At 64.8% G+C, this 18,807-nt stretch carries 20 protein-coding genes; 15 read left to right on the top strand and 5 right to left on the bottom strand.

The window, feature by feature from the left end:
- Positions 1 to 159 precede the first annotated feature (159 nt).
- Together VJ811_RS10455 and VJ811_RS10450 are read right to left on the bottom strand one after the other, a co-directional pair.
- Positions 160 to 531, bottom strand: coding sequence for a hypothetical protein (locus tag VJ811_RS10455; RefSeq protein WP_324072212.1), 372 nt, complete (start codon positions 529 to 531; stop codon positions 160 to 162).
- 17 nt (positions 532 to 548) lie between these two features.
- Entirely contained in the window at positions 549 to 1,328 is a 780-nt protein-coding gene (locus VJ811_RS10450) for an SDR family oxidoreductase (protein WP_324072211.1), read from the bottom strand.
- A gap of 216 nt (positions 1,329 to 1,544) precedes the next feature.
- Here VJ811_RS10450 and VJ811_RS10445 point away from each other — a divergent pair, with 216 nt between their 5' ends.
- From VJ811_RS10445 to VJ811_RS10430, 4 genes are all read left to right on the top strand, one after another.
- On the top strand, positions 1,545 to 3,065 hold the full coding sequence (locus tag VJ811_RS10445; RefSeq protein WP_324072210.1) for an acyl-CoA carboxylase subunit beta: 1,521 nt from the start codon (positions 1,545 to 1,547) through the stop codon (positions 3,063 to 3,065).
- Positions 3,066 to 3,138: 73 nt separating this feature from the next.
- A complete protein-coding gene (locus tag VJ811_RS10440; RefSeq protein ID WP_324072209.1) occupies positions 3,139 to 4,305 on the top strand; it encodes an acyltransferase family protein in 1,167 nt (388 codons plus the stop codon).
- An 11-nt stretch (positions 4,306 to 4,316) separates the two neighbouring features.
- Entirely contained in the window at positions 4,317 to 4,514 is a 198-nt protein-coding gene (locus VJ811_RS10435; RefSeq protein ID WP_324072208.1) for a hypothetical protein, read from the top strand.
- 82 nt (positions 4,515 to 4,596) lie between these two features.
- Positions 4,597 to 5,706, top strand: a complete 1,110-nt coding sequence (locus VJ811_RS10430; protein ID WP_324072207.1) for a S41 family peptidase — start codon at positions 4,597 to 4,599, stop codon at positions 5,704 to 5,706.
- Positions 5,707 to 5,889: 183 nt separating this feature from the next.
- Here VJ811_RS10430 and VJ811_RS10425 read toward each other — a convergent pair whose 3' ends face one another.
- Complete coding sequence (locus VJ811_RS10425) at positions 5,890 to 6,369, bottom strand: GNAT family N-acetyltransferase (protein WP_324072206.1); 480 nt, start codon at positions 6,367 to 6,369, stop codon at positions 5,890 to 5,892.
- A gap of 30 nt (positions 6,370 to 6,399) precedes the next feature.
- Positions 6,400 to 6,816, bottom strand: a complete 417-nt coding sequence (locus tag VJ811_RS10420; RefSeq protein ID WP_324072205.1) for a hypothetical protein — start codon at positions 6,814 to 6,816, stop codon at positions 6,400 to 6,402.
- A 576-nt stretch (positions 6,817 to 7,392) separates the two neighbouring features.
- Between VJ811_RS10420 and VJ811_RS10415 the strand changes: the two genes are divergently transcribed.
- The 11 genes from VJ811_RS10415 to VJ811_RS10365 all read left to right on the top strand — a co-directional run bounded on the left by VJ811_RS10415 (position 7,393) and on the right by VJ811_RS10365 (position 18,534).
- Positions 7,393 to 8,085, top strand: a complete 693-nt coding sequence (locus tag VJ811_RS10415; RefSeq protein ID WP_324072204.1) for a DsbA family oxidoreductase — start codon at positions 7,393 to 7,395, stop codon at positions 8,083 to 8,085.
- 55 nt (positions 8,086 to 8,140) lie between these two features.
- The gene (locus tag VJ811_RS10410) at positions 8,141 to 8,452 is read left to right on the top strand and encodes a hypothetical protein (RefSeq protein ID WP_324072203.1); all 312 of its coding nucleotides are present in this window, start codon (positions 8,141 to 8,143) and stop codon (positions 8,450 to 8,452) included.
- A gap of 125 nt (positions 8,453 to 8,577) precedes the next feature.
- Entirely contained in the window at positions 8,578 to 9,156 is a 579-nt protein-coding gene (locus tag VJ811_RS10405; RefSeq protein WP_324072202.1) for a thermonuclease family protein, read from the top strand.
- A gap of 132 nt (positions 9,157 to 9,288) precedes the next feature.
- Positions 9,289 to 9,528: a DUF2171 domain-containing protein gene (locus tag VJ811_RS10400; RefSeq protein ID WP_324072201.1), complete on the top strand. Its 240-nt coding sequence runs from the start codon at positions 9,289 to 9,291 to the stop codon at positions 9,526 to 9,528.
- A 320-nt stretch (positions 9,529 to 9,848) separates the two neighbouring features.
- Entirely contained in the window at positions 9,849 to 10,085 is a 237-nt protein-coding gene (locus VJ811_RS10395; protein WP_324072200.1) for a hypothetical protein, read from the top strand.
- 108 nt (positions 10,086 to 10,193) lie between these two features.
- Positions 10,194 to 12,929, top strand: coding sequence for a preprotein translocase subunit SecA (secA, locus tag VJ811_RS10390; RefSeq protein WP_324072199.1), 2,736 nt, complete (start codon positions 10,194 to 10,196; stop codon positions 12,927 to 12,929).
- 393 nt (positions 12,930 to 13,322) lie between these two features.
- Complete coding sequence (locus VJ811_RS10385) at positions 13,323 to 14,720, top strand: circularly permuted type 2 ATP-grasp protein (RefSeq protein ID WP_324072198.1); 1,398 nt, start codon at positions 13,323 to 13,325, stop codon at positions 14,718 to 14,720.
- 58 nt (positions 14,721 to 14,778) lie between these two features.
- Positions 14,779 to 15,720, top strand: coding sequence for an alpha-E domain-containing protein (locus VJ811_RS10380; protein ID WP_324072197.1), 942 nt, complete (start codon positions 14,779 to 14,781; stop codon positions 15,718 to 15,720).
- On the top strand, positions 15,717 to 16,520 hold the full coding sequence (locus VJ811_RS10375) for a transglutaminase family protein (protein ID WP_324072196.1): 804 nt from the start codon (positions 15,717 to 15,719) through the stop codon (positions 16,518 to 16,520). Before VJ811_RS10380 ends, VJ811_RS10375 begins: the two co-directional genes overlap by 4 nt.
- A 46-nt stretch (positions 16,521 to 16,566) precedes the next feature.
- Positions 16,567 to 17,298 carry a peptidase gene (locus VJ811_RS10370; protein WP_324072195.1) on the top strand — a complete coding sequence of 244 codons (732 nt, stop codon included), beginning with the start codon at positions 16,567 to 16,569 and terminating at the stop codon, positions 17,296 to 17,298.
- Positions 17,299 to 17,346: 48 nt separating this feature from the next.
- The gene (locus VJ811_RS10365) at positions 17,347 to 18,534 is read left to right on the top strand and encodes a serine hydrolase domain-containing protein (protein WP_324072194.1); all 1,188 of its coding nucleotides are present in this window, start codon (positions 17,347 to 17,349) and stop codon (positions 18,532 to 18,534) included.
- 90 nt (positions 18,535 to 18,624) lie between these two features.
- On the opposite strand, the gene VJ811_RS10360 is transcribed toward VJ811_RS10365, so the two are convergent.
- The coding region (locus tag VJ811_RS10360) for a hypothetical protein (protein ID WP_324072193.1) at positions 18,625 to 18,807 on the bottom strand (183 nt) is incomplete at its 5' end.

The raw sequence follows: 18,807 nt of genomic DNA, 5'->3' as shown, positions 1-18,807 counted from the left end.
CGGTGCGCCAGAGCACGGCGTTATAGGCGCCGATATCGATCGACAGCCCCTTCATCAGCACATCCATCGCCGAAAAGGTCGCGATGCCTGCGCATGCGATCAGGAAGGGGAGGACGGGCGAGGGCGAATCGGGGCGCATGCCGGAGCTGTAGCGGTGCGTCAGTAGATAATATATCCCTCGGCCGGATCGTCGGCCGACCAGATTTGCCCGCATTCATACGGCCCCTCCTCTGAATGGAGGATCAATTTTTGGCCATCGTTCAGATTCAGGGTCAGGCGGAACGGCGTCACATCAAGTGACGTGACGACCTTAGCGACCAAGCGATGGAGAAGAAGGGGTGGACCCATGTGGGCGGTACAGTCGTAGAGGTAACGGTTTCTATTCTCGGCTACATGCTCAAGATCGTGTTCAATATGAACTCTGCCGCCATTCCAGAACAGAATCTGGACCGAGTTTGGATCGAGACAAACCTGCCCAATCTCTTTCCCGATCAGAAAATTCAGATCGGCAGGTGCCGGAAACGGATGCATTGTTCGTTCCTAATCTACTAACGAAACGTCGCCTGACCCGCGCCGTCGATGTTGAGTTTCTGACCCGAGCAATAGCTGTTCGCGTCGCTGACGAACCACACCACCGCTGCCGCGACATCGGCGGGGACGGCGACGCGGCCGAAGGGCATTTTGGCGTCGAGGTGGTGGATGTCGGTATTGCCGGTGATCGCGCGCGACAGTTTCTCGCCCATATCGCTGACGGTGAGCGCGGGGGCGACGATGTTGACGCGGACGCCGTTCGCGAGCTCTTCCTTGGCGAGGGTCAGCGCGAGCGCTTCGCCCGCGGCTTTTGCCATCGTATAGGGGGCGCCGTTCGGCGCGTTCGCATAGGTGGCGATGCTTGAAATGACGATGATGTCGCTGCGCTTGTGGGTGCGCAGTTGCGGCAGCGCGAGGCGGCTCAGCCGGTGCGGGCCGGCGGCGTGGACGGCGAACAATTTGTCGACCTCGGCGGGGTCGGTATCGGCCACCGACAGCCCGTGGCTGGCGATACCGGCGTTGTTGATCAGGATCGACATGGGGCCGAAATCGGCCTCGACCGCGGCGACCATCGCGGCGCAGGCGGCCTCGTCGGTGACCGACGCTTGATAAGCCTTGGCCTTGCGGCCGAGCGCTTCGATCGTGGCGACGGTTTCGGCGGCGGCTTCTTCGCCGCGGGTGTAGTTCACCGCGACGTCGGCGCCCGTTTCGGCGAGGCCGATCGCGATGCCGCGGCCGATCCCGCGCGAGGCGCCGGTGACGAGCGCGACGCGCCCCGCAAGAATCCCGTCGGCCATATCTCTCTCTCTCCCCATCCCTCCCGCTTGCGGGAGGGGCAATGAGGCTTGGCAGCTTGCTGCCTAGCCGCAATGGGGTGGGCAGGCGACGTTCGCGCATGATGCCCACCCCGCTGCGACTAGCGGACAAGTCCGCAAGTCTCGCTGCCCCTCCCGTATACGGGAGGGGGAGATTTGGGAATGACGTTTCCGTCAACGTAAGCTAGCTTTCACGTCATGAGCTGGAAAAAAGAAGTCGACGAACTCGCCGTGCGCCGCGCGATGGCCGAGAAGATGGGCGGGGAAGAGAAGGTCGCGCGGCAGCACGGCCGCGGCAAGATGGATGCGCGGGCGCGGCTCGCGGGGATCGTCGATGCAGGCAGTTTTCGCGAGATCGGCAAGATCGCGGGACGCGGGCGCTATGGCGCCGATGGCGAACTCGAAGACCTCGCCGCGAGCAATTTCATTTTCGGGCGCGCGAACGTCGACGGGCGGCCGGTCGTCGCGTCGGCCGACGATTTCACCGTGCGCGGCGGCGCGGCCGATGCGGCGCTGCACCGCAAATTCGTCCAGTGCGAGGCGATGGCGCATGAATATCGCCTGCCGCTGATCCGCATGATCGACGGCACCGGCGGCGGCGGGTCGGTGAAATCGCTCGAGGATATGGGCTATACCTATATCCCGCATGTGCCGGGGTGGCATGAGATCATCGCCAATCTCGACACGGTGCCGGTGGTCGCGCTCGCGCTCGGGCCGACCGCGGGATTGGGCGCGGCGCGCGTCGTCGCAAGCCATTATAGCGTCATGGTGCGCGGGCTGTCGCAGCTGTTCGCGGCGGGGCCGGCGGTCGCGGCGGCGATCGGCGACACCTTGGACCGCGAGGAGCTGGGCGGCAGCGACGTCCACACGCGCAACGGCGTCGTCGACGACGAAGTCGCGAGCGAGGCAGAGGCGTTCGCCGCGGCGCGGCGGTTTTTGTCATATCTGCCGTCGTCGATCCACGACCGCGCCTTGCGGACCGAATGCAGCGATCCCATCGACCGGCGCGAGGAAAGCTTGCTGTCGGTCGTGCCGCGCGAGGCGAAGCAGGTCTATTCGATGCGGCGGATTACGGCTGCGGTGTTCGATCAGGGCAGTTTCTTCGAGATGGGCGCGCGTTGGGGGCGGGCGGTGATTACCGCCTTCGCGCGGCTCGATGGCTATCCGGTCGCGGTGCTCGCGAGCGATCCGTCGTATCTTGGCGGATCGTGGGATGCGAAGACGAGCGAGAAGGCCGAGCGTTTCGTGAAGATGGCCGACCAGTTCCGGCTGCCGATCGTCCACCTCGTCGACAATCCGGGCTTTATGATCGGCGGCGAGGCCGAGCGGACGGGGACGATCCGCTATGGCGTGCAGGCGATGAACGCGATCTACCGCGCGACGGTGCCGCTGGCGAGCGTGGTGGTGCGGCGCGCTTACGGCATTGCCGGCAGCGCGATGTCGAATGCCGAGCGTTTCCAGTACCGTTTCGCCTGGCCATCGGGCGATTGGGGCAGCCTGCCGATCGAGGGCGGGGTCGAGGTCGCGTACAAGAGCGAACTCGAGGCCGCCGAGGATCCGGCGGCGCATCTGGAGGCGATCCGCGAGCGGCTCAATCGCGTGCGCTCGCCGTTCCGCACGGCGGAGAAATATGGCGTCGAGGACATCATCGACCCGCGCGACACGCGGCCGCTCCTGTGCGAGTTTGCGGAACTCGCTTGGCGGGTGCTCGAACGATAGGACGCAATAAATAGGGACAGTCCCCATTTAATGGAGGGGGTGCGGTTGTGATCGACCTGATCGCCATAATTAAATGGGGACCGTCCCTATTTATTGGGGCGTGCCTGTGACCGGCGTGCGCCATCACGGCATGGACTGGCTCCGGATCGGGGCGTTCGGGTTGTTGATCCTCTATCACATCGGCATGTATTTCGTCCCGTGGGGCTGGCATGTGAAGACCGCGGAGCCGCTGGACTGGGCGCAGCTGCCGATGCTCGCGACGAACAGCTGGCGGCTCGCGCTGCTGTTCCTCGTGTCGGGTTATGCCAGCGCGGCGCAGTTCGCGAAGCTGGGCGGCAGCGGCGCCTTTGCGCGGTCGCGGAGCGCGCGGCTGCTGATCCCGCTCGCGTTCGGCATCATCGTCATCATCCCGTCGCAGCCGTGGATCGAGCTGGTCGGCCAGCATGGCTATACCCGTGGCTTCCTGCATTTCTGGGCGCGCGATTATTTCCGCTTCGGATCGCTGGACGGGATCGTCCTGCCGACGTGGCAGCATCTGTGGTTCGTCGTCTATCTGTGGGTCTATACGATGCTGGCGGCGGTCTTGGTGGCGCTGGTGCCGGGCGCGATCCGGACCCGGATCGCCGATGGCGCGGCGCGGTGGCTTGGCGGTGCCGGGCTGCTTATCTGGCCGCTCGCGGCGTGGCTGCTCATCTATGCCGCCTTCCCGGGCCATGACGAGACGCACGCGCTGTTCGACGACGGGCCGTCGCATCTTCACTATCTGGTGCCCTTCTTCGTCGGCTGGCTGCTTCGGGTGCGGCCGCAGCTGTTCGGCGCGGTGGCGCGCTGGTGGCGCGCCGCGCTCGTCATCGCGGTCGCGGCGTTCGGGGTGGTCGCATGGATCATGTGCCTGTGGCTGACCGGGGCGCAGCCCGCCGACTGGGGCCTTATCCCGTTCAATATCGCGCATCTGGTGCAGGGGTGGGCGACGATCGTCGCATTGGTCGGGATTGCCGATCGTTACTGGGACCGCGATCATCCGTGGCGCACGACGCTCGCCGAGGCGGTGTTCCCCTTTTACATCATTCACCAGACGATCATCGTCGCCGCCGGCTGGTATCTGCTCCAGGCCGGCGTTGCGGCGCTGCCGTCCTTCCTTGTCCTGCTGGCGGCGACGACGCTTGGATGCTGGCTTTTCTATTCGATCGGGCGCACCATCGGCTGGCTGCGGCCGCTGATCGGATTGCAGCGCAGATAGGGGAGGGCGTCATGGGGGCTTTCAGGGGAATCCTGGCGATCGCCGGGGTCGCGGCGATTCTGGTCGGCGGATTGTGGGCGCTGCAGGGGCTCGACATCATACGCTGGCCGGCGAGCAGCTTCATGCTGGGCGACACCACATGGACGCGTAATGGCGTGGTGCTCGCGGTTGTCGGCGTCGTGCTGGTCTGGTTCGCGCGCCGACGCTGAGCGGGATCGACTACAAATGTAGTTGATCTGTATTGCATATGTGATACACCTTCGTCCGGCCGGGGCTGGATTGGAGATGAGGATGATTCGTTCTTCGCATATTTTACCCGCGCTGCTGGTGGCCGCCGGGATGGCGGTCGTTCCTGTTCTCGCCCCGTCGCCGGTCCAGGCGGCGGAGGAAGCGAGCGCGGACACGATCGCCGAAAATTACGCGACGCTGCTCGAGCGCGACTATGTCTATCCCGAAACCGGCAAGCGCTATGCCGCGGCGATCCGCGCGGGCATTGCGGCGGGGCGCTATAAGACGCTCACTGGCCCGGCGCTGGGTGAGGCGATCGACGCCGATGTGAATGCCGTTGCGCCCGATGGGCATTTGCGCCTGCGCGCGCCCGAAACCGCGGCCGTACCGGCAGCGCCCGCGCCTGGCAGCGCGGCGCCGGTGCGCCGTCCGCCGAAGGTGCCGGTCGAGCAGGCGGGGTGGATCGCGCCGGGGATCGCCTTCATACGCTTCAACGTCTTTCCGATGGATGCCGCGGTGACGGCCGAGGCGGCGAAATTCATGGCCGATCATGCCGATGCGAAGGCGATCATCTTCGACATCCGCACGCATAATGGCGGCGGGCTCGATCAGATGGATGTCATCTTTCCGTGGCTGTTTGCCGAACCGACGCGGCTGGTGACGATGGCGACGCGCGCGTCGGTCGATGCGCGCGGCGGATCGCCGATCGACGGGCTGGCCTCGATGCGGGTGGTGAAGGGCGATGCGGGCATGGTGGCGCGCGAGCATTGGGCGACGCCGAATGCCGACAAAAGGCTGCGCGATGCCAAGGTTTATGTGCTGACGTCGGGCGCGAGCGCGTCGGCGGCCGAGCATTTCTCGCTCGCGATGAAGCACACCGGGCGCGGCACATTGGTCGGCGCGCCGACTGCGGGCGCCAATCATTTCGGCAGCGGCGAGGACCTGGGCGGCGGCTATGCGGCGTTCATCCCGGTCGGGCGCACCTATGATCCCACGACCGGCAAGGATTGGGAAGGCGAGGGCGTCTTACCCGACATCGCCGTGCCGCCCGCCGATGCGCTCGTGCGGGTGCTCACCGATCTGGGCGTGGCGCCGGCGGAGGCGAAGACGCTGTCCGACGCGCATATGCCGAGCTGGCCGATGGAGCGACGGAAGCCGCGCGGGGCGAAATAACCTCGATCCTCCCCCTTGAAGGGGGAGGCAGCGAGACTTGCGAACTTGTTCGCTAGTCGCAGCGGCAGGGGTGCGTTTCGGCCCGAAGCCGGCGCGTACGGCCGCGCCCTCACCCCCATCCAACTCCGCCTAATCGCTACGCGATAAGGCTCCATATCCTTCCCCCCCTCGAGGGGGAAGGGATTAGCTGGACGCAAGCCTCGTCAGTGCTTCGCCGTCCACGCGCATCACGGTCCATTCGTCCATCAGCTTGGCGCCGAGGCTCTGGTAGAAGCCGATCGCCGGGGCGTTCCAGTCGAGCACCGACCATTCAAGCCGCGCGCAGTCACGCTCGACCACAAGGCCCGCGAGATGCGCGAGCAGCGCCTTGCCGAGCCCCGATCCGCGCGCTTCGGGACGGACGAACAGATCCTCGAGATAGATGCCGGGGCGCCCCTCGAAGGTCGAGAAATTGTGGAAGAAGAGCGCGAAACCCTGTGGGGTGCCGTCGATCTCGCCGATCAGAACTTCCGCATAGGGGCGCGGGCCGAAGAGTTTCTCGCCGAGCTTCGCTTCGTCGAAGCGCACTTCGTGGGCGAGCTTCTCATAATCGGCGAGGTCACGGATGAACTGCGCGATCAGCGGCAGGTCGGCGGGCGCGGCGGGGCGAATGGTGACGGTCATGGCGCTGTGTGTCGGCGCGCGGCGCGGCTGTCAAATGCGCTTTCGGGCCTTCAATATCGCGAGCGCGGCGATGACGAGCGCGGGCTGGCCGATCACCGCGGGGGCATCGGCCCAGAAGGTGGCCGGGCCGCAGATGCCCGCCGCGACTTCATAGATGTGGAGCAAGCCGTGAAACGACAGCCAGAGCCCGCCGACGATTGCCGCGCGCCAGCGGATCGCCGGGTTCGCGGCGGCGTAGAGCAGGATCAGCCCCGAACCGAGATAGGCGAGGCCGATGTCGCGGATGAAATGCGCGTTCGGCGGGCCGGTCGTGACGACGGTGGGGACGAAGACATACCAGTCGAGCGGCTTCACCAGCATGAAGGCGCCATTGGCGATCGTCGTGACCGCGGCGATCAGCAGGAGCAGCTGGACGAGGCGGTCCAGGATGTCCAACTTGTCGGTCATGTCCGGTTGCTCCTGCAATGCGAAGCGACGCTAGCCTTCGCGGCCAACGATGTAAAAGGCGATTGCGCTCAGGGGTGGGGGATAGCGGCTAACGACCGGTTTATGCTATCTTCTCCCCTCCCGCAGGCGGGAGGGGTTGGGGGGTGGGCAGCGACGTCGCGATGGCCCACCCCGCTGCGACTAACGAACAAAGTTCGTAAGTCTCGCTGCCCCTCCCGCCTACGGGCGGGGAGAACAGTTTGCCGTCGCAACGGCAGCTCACCCCCCACCCCGGTCATTCCGCCCCGCACCAAAGCTGAACCTGCTTACAATCGGCGGATTTCTGCCGTTGCTTGTCTTTTTATCCATTTTATGAGTTACTGCGCGCCGGGTCGCTTCTGCTTTCCTTTGTGGTGGGGACGAAGCGTATGGCTAGCGATGAGGATAAAAGGTCGAGTTCGGAGCGGCGATCGAGTGACCGCCGGACAACCGACGACCCGAATTACAACGGACCGGATCGCCGCAAGGGCGACCGGCGGACGGGCAAGGATCGCCGTTCCGACTGAGTGCGGCGGGCGCGCCGGCAGGAGAAGAAATTTGACCGAACCGCGCGTGCCGCGCCTGAGCGTCGACATCGTGTCCGACGTGATGTGCCCCTGGTGCATCATCGGCTGGCTGAAATTCCGGAAAGTCATGGACCATTTTGCGGGCCGGCTGGATTTCCGCGTTCAGTGGCATCCGTTCGAGCTGAACCCCGATATGCCGCCCGAGGGCGAGGATGCCGGAAGCCATGTGATGCGCAAATATGGCATCAGTGCCGAGCAGAGCCGCGCGAACAGCGGCAAGATGGCGGGGGTTGCCGCCGACCTTGGCTTCGCCTTCAACCGCGGGCCGGATTTCCGGATGCGCAACAGTTTCGATGCGCACCGCCTGCTGACCTGGGCGGGCGCGCTCGAGGAGCCCGGGCAGGCAGGGGCGACGGGTGGGCAGACCGCGCTGAAGCTCGCGCTGTTCACCGCGCACTTCACCGACAATCGCGACGTGAGCGATCACGCGGTGCTCGCCGATGTCGCGGCGTCGGCGGGGCTCGACCGCGCACGCGCGGCGGCGATCCTGGCGTCGGGCGAGTTCGGCGAGATGGTGCGCACCGAGGAAGCCTATTGGGCCGACCAGAATATAACCGGCGTTCCCGCCTTCATCCTGGGCGGGCGGATGCTCGTCCCCGGCGCGCAGGATCCCGAGATATTTATTCGCGTCATCGAGAATAAGGTGCTGGCCGCCGCCGCTTGAGGAACGGCTGTCTGGCGCCGCGCGTTTTCCGGCTATCTCTTGAAAGGAGCCGGTCATGATCGACGATCCCCGCAAGCCCGAAGCAGATGCCCCCGAAACGCGCAACCGCGAACAGGATGACGAGCAAGCGCAGGCGCAAAGCGTCGCCGAAGCGGCGCGCCGCGACCGGCCGCAGGAAGACAGCGCCAAGCTTGGCCGCGGCGACGAGAGCGACGATGCGCAGGATCTGGTCGACCATATGCGCCAGATGGAGCGCTCGGGCCGGGCCGACATGGATGCCTATCGCGGCGAACGCAGCGACGACGACGAGGATGACGAGCTTGGCCCCGGCGGGGTCGAGGACGACGCGCCGCGCGGTGTGTCCTGATCAGCCGCCTCTGTTGGCCTGAACATCAAAACGGCGCCGCAATGGGCGTGATTGACCCGCTTTGCCGGTCATAGCGGAGCGGCCTCGTTGGGATTTTGCTAAGTCTTCGCCGCTAGGGTCGCGGCATGTCCGGACCCGATTTTCACTATCCGGGGCGCCGTACCGTTCGCCGCCGCCGGCCGGTGCACGGGCGGCGCACCGTCCGACCGAACCTGTGGCTGACCCCGGTGATGGCGGTCGCCTTCGTCGCCGCGCTCGCGACCTTTCAGCGCTTTCCGGGCGGAGCCGAAGCGGTGTCGTCCGCGCCCGCGCCATCCTTCTTCGCGGGCGGCGAAGGCGCAGCGGGGCGCGACGCGTTGTCGGCGCGCTTCGCGCTTTGCCACAGCGGCGGCGGCCGCAATTGCGTCGTCGACGGCGACACTTTCTGGTTCGCCGGCGACAAATATCGCATCGCCGACATCGACACCCCCGAAACGCATCCCGCGCGCTGCGCCGAGGAAGCGGCGCTCGGCGATGCCGCGACCGACCGGCTCCGCACATGGCTGAATGCGGGCGCGTTCAGCCTCGAAAGCGCCGGGCGCGACACCGATCGCTACGGCCGCAACCTGCGTATCGTCACGCGCGGCGGGACGAGCGTGGGGTCGGTGCTCGTCGATGAGGGGCTGGCGCGACCTTGGGAGGGGCAGCGGCGCCCCTGGTGCTAGGTCCTGACCCCAGGCGGCGCGATGGAAAGCGGGCGCGGCTTTCGGGCGTCCTGCCTCGGGATGGGGAGCCGACTCGCTTTCTGCGCGTATGATGGCGAGGCTCCCCTCCCCGGAGCGGTAAGGAGAATGACCATGGCAGAGCATGACCATAGCGCGATCAAGGAAGGCTTGAACGTTGTCGGCGCCGATGGCGTCCACGTCGGCACCGTCGACCATCTCGATGGCGAACGCATCAAGCTGACCAGGGCCGACAGCGGTGACGGCAAGCATCATTACCTGCCCGCGGGTCTGGTCGCGGCGGTCGAGGGCGACACGGTCCGCCTGTCGGCGAACGCCGCGAACGCGGTCGACCTGTTCGAAGAGGCCAAATAGTTTCGACGAGATAACAGAGGGCCGGCAGCGCAATCGGGCGCGCCAGCACCGAACTGGCCCGCCTCCCTCCCCTGGGGCGGGCCATTTTCCTATGCGGGTGCGGCAAAACCCGCGCGGCATAACGACGAAAGGAACCGGGCGCACCCGGCTCCCCCCAGCGGCGACGTCTCTTATTGCGACGGGGCGCCGCGGCTCGCATCAGCCTGACCCTAGACGAGCCGCCGCTTTCACCCTATGTTCAGGGAACGGGGCGCAATAATCTGGGCTCCGGACGTAGTTAGGGGCGATTCTTGCGGCTGTTGCTGACCCTTTTGGCATTGTTGACCGGCCTGGCGACCGCCGACCGGGCCGTTGCCGCGCCTGCCGTTCCGGCGGCGATGGGGTCGCTGGTCATGTTCGCCGAAACCGCGGGCAAGGCCGAAACGAGCGACGTCGAGCGTCGTCCGACCACCACCACCCCGACCCGCCGCGTCTCCAGCGGGAGCGGCAAGCCGCGCAAGGCGGCGCCGCCGCACCTTCCCGGCCTGCTCACCGGCAGCGACCGCGCGCTCGAATAGCGCAGCGTTTTTGCGCCTTTCCTGAGGCGCCGCCCCGCAGAGGGGCCTTTTTCGTATATTCGCGCGGCCGAAGCGCCGCCATTCCATTCAAATTCCAAGGGAAATTCCATGTTTGCTGGCCTTGCCAAGAGCCTGTTCGGCTCGTCCAACGACCGTTATGTCGCCTCGATCCGCAAGATCGTCGACAAGATCAACGCGTTCGAACCCGCGATGCAGGCGCTCGACGACGCCGGATTGCAGGCGCAGACGCAGGCATTTCGCGACCGTCTGGCCGCCGGCGAGACGCTCGACGACATACTGCCCGAAGCCTTTGCCACGGTGCGCGAGGCCGCGGTCCGCACGCTCGGCATGCGCCATTTCGATGTCCAGCTGATCGGCGGGGTCGTCCTCCACCGCGGCGAGATCGCCGAAATGGCGACGGGCGAAGGCAAGACGCTGATGGCGACCTTGCCCTGCTACCTCAACGCGCTCGAGGGCAAGGGCGTCCATGTCGTGACCGTCAACGACTATCTGGCCCGCCGCGACGCCGAGTGGATGGGCACCGTCTATGGCTTCCTCGGCCTGACGACCGGGATCATCGTCCCGAACCTCAACGAGATGCAGCGCCGCGACGCCTATAACAGCGACATCACCTATGCGACGAACAACGAGCTGGGGTTCGATTACCTCCGCGACAATATGAAGTTCGACCGCCAGCAGATGGTCCACCGCACCTTCAATTTCGGCATCGTCGACGAGGTCGATTCGATCCTGATCGACGAAGCGCGCACGCCGCTGATCATCTCAGGCCCGACCGACGACAAGTCCGAGCTTTATATCCGCGTCAACGAGGTCGTCCTCAAGCTGACCGAGAATGATTATGAGAAGGACGAAAAGTCCAAGTCGATCAACCTGACCGAGGACGGCACCGAGCATGTCGAGCGCCTGCTCGAGGACGCCGGCCTGCTCCAGGGCAACAATCTCTACGACATCGAGAACACGCAGGTCGTCCATCACGTCAATCAGGCGTTGAAGGCGATCCAGATGTTCCGCATCGACACCGACTATATCGTCAAGGACGGCAAGGTCGTGATCATCGACGAATTCACCGGCCGCATGATGGACGGGCGGCGCTGGTCCGACGGCCTGCACCAGGCGGTCGAGGCGAAGGAAGGCGTGCAGATCGAGCCCGAGAACCAGACGCTCGCGTCGATCACCTTCCAGAATTATTTCCGCATGTATCCCAAGCTTTCGGGCATGACCGGCACCGCGGCGACCGAAGCCGCCGAATTTTTCGACATCTACAAGATGAATGTCGTCAACATCCCGACCAACCGCCCGATCGCGCGCATCGACGACGAGGATGAATTCTACAAGAATATCACCGACAAGTTCGGCGCGATCGCCAGGACGATCCGCGAGGCGAACGAGCGCGGCCAGCCGGTGCTCGTCGGCACCGTGTCGATCGAAAAGTCCGAGCTTCTGTCGTCCTATCTCGAAAAGGAAGGCGTACCGCACAGCGTTTTGAACGCGCGCTTCCACGAAAGCGAGGCGCATATCGTCGCGCAGGCGGGGCGCACCGGCGCGGTCACCATCGCAACGAACATGGCGGGCCGCGGCACCGACATCAAACTCGGCGGCAACGAGGAATTCCGCATCGACGACGAACTGAAGGACCTGCCCGCGGGTCCCGAGCGCGACGCCGGCATCGCGCGCATCCGCGAAGAGGTCGCCGCCGAGCGTGAGGCAGTGCTGGCCGCGGGCGGGCTGTTCGTCCTCGCGACCGAGCGTCATGAAAGCCGCCGCATCGACAACCAGCTGCGCGGCCGTTCGGGGCGCCAGGGCGACCCCGGCCTGTCGAAATTCTACCTCTGCCTTGACGATGATCTGCTGCGCATCTTTGGCCCCGACACGCTCTTTTCCAAGATGATGAACAAGAATCTGGAGGATGGCGAGGCGATCGGATCGAAATGGCTGTCGAAGGCGATCGAGACCGCGCAGAAAAAGGTCGAGGCGCGCAACTACGACATCCGCAAGCAGGTCGTCGAATATGACAACGTCATGAACGACCAGCGCAAGGTCATCTATGAACAGCGCGGCGAGATCATCGACAGCGAGACCGTCGATGAAGTGATGACGGCGATGCGCGCCGAAACGGTCAATTCGATCATTGCCGACGCGTGCCCGCCGGGCAGCTATCCCGAACAGTGGAACGTCGAGCAGATGAAGGAGCGGGTGGAGAATATCCTCGACCTTTCGCCGCCGATCGATGCGTGGATGCAGGAAGATGCGGTCGACGCCGAAATGTTCGAGGAGCGCATCCAGGCGGCGGCCGACGCCGTCGCTGCCGAAAAGGCCGCGCTTGTCGATCAGGAAACATGGAAGGGCATCGAGAAATCGGTGCTGCTCCAGACGCTCGACCATCATTGGAAAGAGCATCTTTCGACGCTCGACGCGCTGCGCCAGGTCGTGTTCCTGCGCGCCTATGCGCAAAAGCAGCCGATCAACGAATATAAGCAGGAAGCCTTCGCGCTGTTCGAACGCATGCTGCAGAATATCCGCGAGGATGTGACGCGCACCGTCGCGCGGATCGACCTGCGCTTCGAAGAGCCCGAGGCGCTGCCGCTGCCCGACCTGCCCGATTTCCTGACGACGCACATCGATCCGTTCACGGGCGAGGACAACAGCGCCGATCTGGACGACGGTCAGCTGGGCGTGATCGCGAACACGCTGCCCCCGATGCAGGCACCGCGCCCCGACCTGCCCGAGGGCGAAAATCCCTATGCGGCGCTCGACATCAGCCGCAACGCGCCCTGTCCCTGCGGTTCGGGCCGCAAGTACAAGCATTGCCACGGCGCGATTTAAATAGGGACTGTCCCTATTTAATTTTACGGCGCGATTTGATCCGATCAAACCCTCCCCTTCAGGGAGGGCGGCGAGACTTGCCAGCTTGCTGGCTTTAGTCGAGCGGGGGTGGGTGCCATCGGCCTTGCGCAATCTCGATAGACCCCACCCCAACCCCTCCCCTGAAGGGGAGGGGCTTTAATGGCGGCAAGCCCTTGATGTTACGGTAACATCGCGCTTCACGAGCCCGCTTGCCATTGCGCGCTGGCGCGATTAGCATCGCCCTTATAAGCCCAAGGGCCATGTAGCCGGCGGGCGACGCAGCAGCAGGGACATGATATGCCGCGCGCTTCATGCGCGGCAGATGACGGCATGTTGCGTGGAAAGGGCAGGCGCATTTCCTTCTTCGATGAAATGACGAGCCAGGAGGGCGGAACCCGGTCGCCCTATCGAGACTATTGCGGGTGGTTCGAGGCCGAGGATGCGGCGCGGATCCAGCGCAAGGCGCAGCAGGCCGAGGCGCTGTTCCGCACCACCGGGATCACCTTCAACGTCTATGGCGCCGCCGACGGCGACGAGCGGCTGATTCCGTTCGACGTCGTGCCGCGGATCATCTCTGCCAGCGAATGGCGCCGCCTGTCGCGCGGCATCGAGCAGCGCGTGCGCGCGCTCAACGCCTTCCTCCACGATATCTATCACCGGCAGGAGATTTTGCGCGCCGGGCGCGTGCCGGTCGAACTGATCGCGGGGAACGAGGCGTTCCTGCCGATGATGATGGGGCTCGATCCGCCGGGCGGCATCTATACGCATATCAGCGGCACCGACATCGTGCGCACCGGCGCGAATGAATTTTATGTGCTCGAGGATAATGCGCGCACCCCGTCGGGCGTGTCCTACATGCTCGAAAACCGCGAAACGATGCTCCAGATGTTTCCCGAGCTGTTCGCGAAGGTGCCGGTGCGCGAAGTCAGCGACTATCCGATCAACCTCTTGAAATCGCTCGCCGCCTGTGCGCCGCCGGCGTGCGGCGGCACGCCGACCGTCGCGGTGCTGACGCCGGGCATCCACAACAGCGCTTATTATGAGCACAGCTTCCTCGCCGACCATATGGGCGCCGAACTGGTCGAGGGGAATGACCTGCGCGTCGTCGACGGGCGCGTCGCGATGCGCACGACCCAAGGATATAGGGCGATCGACGTCATCTATCGCCGCGTCGATGATGATTTCCTTGATCCGCTGAATTTCCGGCCCGATTCGATGCTCGGTGTGCCGGGCATCTGGGACGTCTATCGCGCGGGGCGCATCACCCTCGCCAACGCGCCGGGCACTGGCATCGCCGACGACAAGGCGCTCTATAGCTATATGCCCGACATCATCGAATTTTATACGGGCGAAAAGGCGTTGCTGCCCAATGTGCCGACGTGGCGCTGTTCGGACCCCGAGCATCTGCGCGAAGTGCTCGACCGGCTGCCCGAACTGGTGGTCAAGGAAGTCCATGGGTCGGGCGGCTATGGGATGCTCATCGGCCCGGCCGCGAGCAAGAAGGAACTCGCGGCGTTCCGCGCCAAGCTGGAGGCGAACCCGGGCAATTATATCGCGCAGCCGACGCTGTCGCTCTCGACCGTGCCGATCTTTACCAAGAAAGGGCTCGCGCCGCGGCACGTCGACCTGCGCCCGTTCGTGCTGATGTCGCCGCAGGGGATCACGATCACGCCGGGCGGGCTGACGCGTGTCGCGATGACCAAGGGGTCGCTGGTGGTGAATTCGAGCCAGGGCGGCGGGACCAAGGATACGTGGGTGTTGGAGGATTGATGCGCGACGGGTCGATCTGTTCACAGCCAAACCCCTCCCCTAAAGGGGAGGGGCTTAAATGCTAGGCAAGACCGCAGGCTCGCTCTTCTGGATGGCGCGTTACCTCGAGCGCAGCGAGAACAACGCGCGGCTGATCGACGCCGGGTTCCGCATCGCACTGACGCGGTCGAGCACCGCGGCCGCCGAATGGAAGTCGGTGCTGGTGACCGCGGGGGTCAATCAGGCGTTTCAGACGGCGCACGGCGATTATAGTTCGGCGCGCGTGATCGACTTCCTGCTCCGCGATCCCGCTAATCCGTCGAGCATCCTCTCGGTGATCAGGCAGGCGCGCGACAATGCCCGCACCGCGCGCACTGCGCTGACCCGCGAGACATGGGAAGCGGTCAATACGAGCTGGATGACGCTCGTCGCGCTGCTGAAGCGGCCAGTGCGCGAGGACGATCTGCCCGACGTGCTGACGACGATCCGCCAGCAGAGCGCGCATGTGCGCGGGGCGCTCAACGGCACGATGCTGCGCAACGATGGCTATCATTTTGCGCTGCTCGGCACCTTTCTGGAGCGCGCCGACAACACCGCGCGCATCCTCGACGTCAAATATTATCTGCTGCTGCCCTCGGTCGCGCATATCGGCAGTTCGATCGACAATGTGCAGTGGGAAACGATCCTGCGCTCGGTGTCGGCGCACCGCGCCTATCGCTGGCTTTACGGGGCCGAGATCAGTGCGCTCAAGATCGCCGAATTCCTGATCCTCTATCGCCAGATGCCGCGCAGCCTCGCTTTCTGCTGCGAGCGGATGGAAGCTCATCTGGCGCAGCTCCAGCGGCATTATGGCGAGGAGACCGATGCCTGGCGCTTGGCGCATGCCCTCAGCGATGAGAAGCTCGCCGGGCCGATCCAGTCGATATTCGACGGGGGATTGCACCAATATGTGACCAGCTTTCTTCGCGACACCGCCGCCCTCGCCCGGCAGGTCGAGCGCGATTACAGGTTTGTGGAATGAAACTCCGCGTCGAACATACCACTCGTTATCACTATGATGCGCCGGTCAGCTATGCGCTGCAGCAGCTCAAATTGACGCCGAAGGACCGGCCGGGCCAGCAGCGCGTTCTCGACTGGATGATCGAGGTCGAGGGCGGGGCGCAGCAATTGCACTACACCGACCACCACGGGAACGGCGTCGACCTGATCGCGGTGCAGGGCGAGGCGACCGAACTGATCATTCGTTGTCACGGTGCGATCGAGCTCGAAACATGGGATGGCGTGATCGGCGTGCATCGCGGCGCGATGCCGCTGTGGACCTTTCTGCGCCCCACGCCGCTGACGCGCGCGGGGCGGCACGTTCGCGCGCTCACGGCGCAGCTCGGCCGCGACCATGCCAGCGAGATCGAGCGCGCACACGCGCTGTCGGCGCTGATCATCGACCGCCTGGCGTACCGGATCGGCTTTACCGACGCCGAAACCACCGCCGAACAGGCGCTCGGCAGCGAGGGCGGGGTGTGTCAGGACCATGCGCATATCTTCATCGCCGCGATGCGCCACCTCGGCCACCCCGCGCGTTATGTCTCGGGCTATCTGATGATGAACGACCGGACGCATCAGGATGCGACCCATGCATGGGCCGAGGCGCATTTCGAGCATATCGGCTGGATCGGCTTCGACGTCAGCAACGGCCATTCGCCCGACCAGCGGTACATCCGCGTCGCTACGGGGCTCGATTATCGCGATGCCGCCCCGGTTCGCGGCATGCGCTATGGTGCGGCGCAGGAAAATCTGGTTGTTCAATTGCAGGTCCAGCAATAAGCGGGCTGGACGATCAGGACTTTCCGGGCGGGGAAAACGGGATTCGATGACTTATTGCGTAGGCATGCGTTTGAACAAGGGACTGGTGTTCATGTCGGACACCCGGACCAACGCGGGCGTCGACGACATCTCGCAGGTCCGCAAGATGCGCAGCTGGCACCTGCCGGGCGAGCGGGTGATCACGCTGATGTCGGCGGGCAATCTGGCGACGACGCAGGCGGTCGTCAGCCTGCTCGACGAGCGCACCAAGGCCCCCGAAGATCGGCATCCGTCGATCCTGGCCGCACCGTCGATGTTCGCGGTTGCGACGATCGTCGGCGAGACGCTGCGCAATATCGTCATGCGCCACAGCGACGAGGGGCCGGCGGCGGAATCGCTGTTCCGCGCCTCGCTGATCGTCGGCGGGCAGATCAAGGGGTCCGAACCGCGGCTGTTCCTGATCTATCCTGAAGGCAATTTCATCGAGGCGGGCGAGGATAATCCCTTTTTCCAGATCGGCGAGACGAAATATGGGCGGCCGATCATCGTGCGCTCCTACGACCCGGCGATGTCGTTCGAGGATGCGGTGAAGCTGCTTTGTGTCTCGTTCGATTCGACGATCCGCGCCAATGCCGGGGTCGACCTGCCGATCGACCTCAAGGTGCACGAGCGCGACGATTTTGCCACGGTGCGCGAACGGCGGTTCGAGCGGGGCGACCCCTATTTCGAAAGCGTCGCCGACGGCTGGGCCGAGGCATTGGGGATCGCGCTGGCGGAGCTTCCCGACTTCCATTTCTGACCGCCTTCGGCCACCGTCCCTTGTCGTGGTTGAACAGGAGGGATCGTGATGTCGCGCTGGATTGCTGCCGCATTTGTTCTGATAGCCAATCCGGCGGCGGCCGAAGAGTCGCGCTTCGACGCGGCGCTGCGCGATTTTCGCGAACTGCACCGCAGCGAGACCGGCCGGGCGAAAATCGCGGGTAGCAGCTTTTACGTCGTGCGCGATGGCCGGACCGTCGCCGCCGATCATCTGGGCGAGCAGGATGTGGAAGCCCATATCCCGGTGGACGCCGCGACAATCTATCATTGGGCCTCGATCACCAAGACGATGACCGGGGTCGCGATCATGCAATTGCGCGATCGCGGACTGCTGTCGCTCGACGATCCGATCGTGCGTTATGTCCCCGAGCTGGCCGCCGTCCATAATCCTTACGGCGACACGGGCGCGATCACGCTGCGCCAGTTGATGAGCCACAGCGCGGGATTTCGCAGCGGCACATGGCCGTGGCGCGATCATGACTGGCAGCCGTTCGAGCCCAAAAGCTGGTCGCAGCTCGCGGCGATGCTGTCTTATACGCAGGTCGAGTTCAAACCCGGCACGCGCTTTGGCTATTCGAACCCTGGCATCGTCTATCTGGGGCAGGTGATCGAGCGCCTGTCGGGCGAGGATTATGAAGTCTATGTCGACAAAAATATCCTGAAACCGTTGGGCATGCACGCCAGCTATTTCGACCGCACCCCGCCGCACCTGCTGCCCCACCGGTCGCACAGCTATTACATCAGGGACGGACGGCGGGTGGCCGCGCCGTTCGATGTCGATACGGGGGTGACGGTGTCGAACGGCGGGCTCAACGCGCCGATGCCCGACATGGCGAAATATGCGGCGTTCCTGCTCGGCGATCCGGCGCGCCAGTCGGATTATGATCGGGTGTTGAAACGGTCTTCGCTCGAGGAAATGTGGGCGCCGCAAATCGCGGCCGGCGAGGATTTCACGCAGGGCCGCATGGCCAAGACGACGCAGAGCGGCTTGTCCTTCTTCATCGACCGCAGCGCGGGGGTGCGGTTTGTCGGGCACAACGGCGACCAGAACGGCTTTCGCGCCTATCTGAGCCTCTGTCCGGACCAGCGTGTCGGCAGCCTGCTGGCGTTCAACACCGAAACCCGCGCGGTTCGGAACAGCCCCGCCAATCGCGAAACGGCGGAATCGCGCATCGCGCTGGCGACCGACCGGCTGTGCGAGGCGCTGACGAAATAGCACGGCTTCTCGTCACCCCGGACTTGGTCCGGGGTCCATGGACGCGCCGTCGTAATGGATCCCGGATCAAGTCCGGGATGACGATGGTGGTTATTTGTTCTTCCGCCCTTCGATCAGCCCGTCGACCAGGCTTGGGTCGGCCAGCGTCGATGTGTCGCCCAATGACCCGAAGTCATTCTCCGCGATCTTGCGCAGGATGCGGCGCATGATCTTGCCCGAGCGCGTCTTGGGCAGGCCGGGGGTCAGGTGGATATGGTCGGGGGTCGCGATCGG

Source organism: Sphingopyxis sp. (assembly GCF_035250425.1).
Lineage (GTDB): Bacteria > Pseudomonadota > Alphaproteobacteria > Sphingomonadales > Sphingomonadaceae > Sphingopyxis.
This window is presented reverse-complemented; position numbering and strand designations above follow the sequence as displayed.

Excerpts from the sequence above, each read along its gene's own strand:
- VJ811_RS10365 (WP_324072194.1), top strand. The coding sequence starts at position 17,347 with ATGTCGCGCTGGATTGCTGCCGCATTTGTTCTGATAGCCAATCCGGCG.
- VJ811_RS10385 (WP_324072198.1), top strand. The coding sequence starts at position 13,323 with ATGACGAGCCAGGAGGGCGGAACCCGGTCGCCCTATCGAGACTATTGC.
- VJ811_RS10425 (WP_324072206.1), bottom strand. The coding sequence starts at position 6,369 with ATGACCGTCACCATTCGCCCCGCCGCGCCCGCCGACCTGCCGCTGATC.
- VJ811_RS10420 (WP_324072205.1), bottom strand. The coding sequence starts at position 6,816 with ATGACCGACAAGTTGGACATCCTGGACCGCCTCGTCCAGCTGCTCCTG.
- VJ811_RS10450 (WP_324072211.1), bottom strand. The coding sequence starts at position 1,328 with ATGGCCGACGGGATTCTTGCGGGGCGCGTCGCGCTCGTCACCGGCGCC.
- VJ811_RS10445 (WP_324072210.1), top strand. The coding sequence starts at position 1,545 with ATGAGCTGGAAAAAAGAAGTCGACGAACTCGCCGTGCGCCGCGCGATG.
- VJ811_RS10435 (WP_324072208.1), top strand. The coding sequence starts at position 4,317 with ATGGGGGCTTTCAGGGGAATCCTGGCGATCGCCGGGGTCGCGGCGATT.
- VJ811_RS10455 (WP_324072212.1), bottom strand. The coding sequence starts at position 531 with ATGCATCCGTTTCCGGCACCTGCCGATCTGAATTTTCTGATCGGGAAA.
- VJ811_RS10400 (WP_324072201.1), top strand. The coding sequence starts at position 9,289 with ATGGCAGAGCATGACCATAGCGCGATCAAGGAAGGCTTGAACGTTGTC.
- VJ811_RS10440 (WP_324072209.1), top strand. The coding sequence starts at position 3,139 with ATGGGGACCGTCCCTATTTATTGGGGCGTGCCTGTGACCGGCGTGCGC.
- secA (WP_324072199.1), top strand. The coding sequence starts at position 10,194 with ATGTTTGCTGGCCTTGCCAAGAGCCTGTTCGGCTCGTCCAACGACCGT.
- VJ811_RS10405 (WP_324072202.1), top strand. The coding sequence starts at position 8,578 with ATGTCCGGACCCGATTTTCACTATCCGGGGCGCCGTACCGTTCGCCGC.
- VJ811_RS10375 (WP_324072196.1), top strand. The coding sequence starts at position 15,717 with ATGAAACTCCGCGTCGAACATACCACTCGTTATCACTATGATGCGCCG.
- VJ811_RS10430 (WP_324072207.1), top strand. The coding sequence starts at position 4,597 with ATGATTCGTTCTTCGCATATTTTACCCGCGCTGCTGGTGGCCGCCGGG.
- VJ811_RS10410 (WP_324072203.1), top strand. The coding sequence starts at position 8,141 with ATGATCGACGATCCCCGCAAGCCCGAAGCAGATGCCCCCGAAACGCGC.
- VJ811_RS10380 (WP_324072197.1), top strand. The coding sequence starts at position 14,779 with ATGCTAGGCAAGACCGCAGGCTCGCTCTTCTGGATGGCGCGTTACCTC.
- VJ811_RS10370 (WP_324072195.1), top strand. The coding sequence starts at position 16,567 with ATGACTTATTGCGTAGGCATGCGTTTGAACAAGGGACTGGTGTTCATG.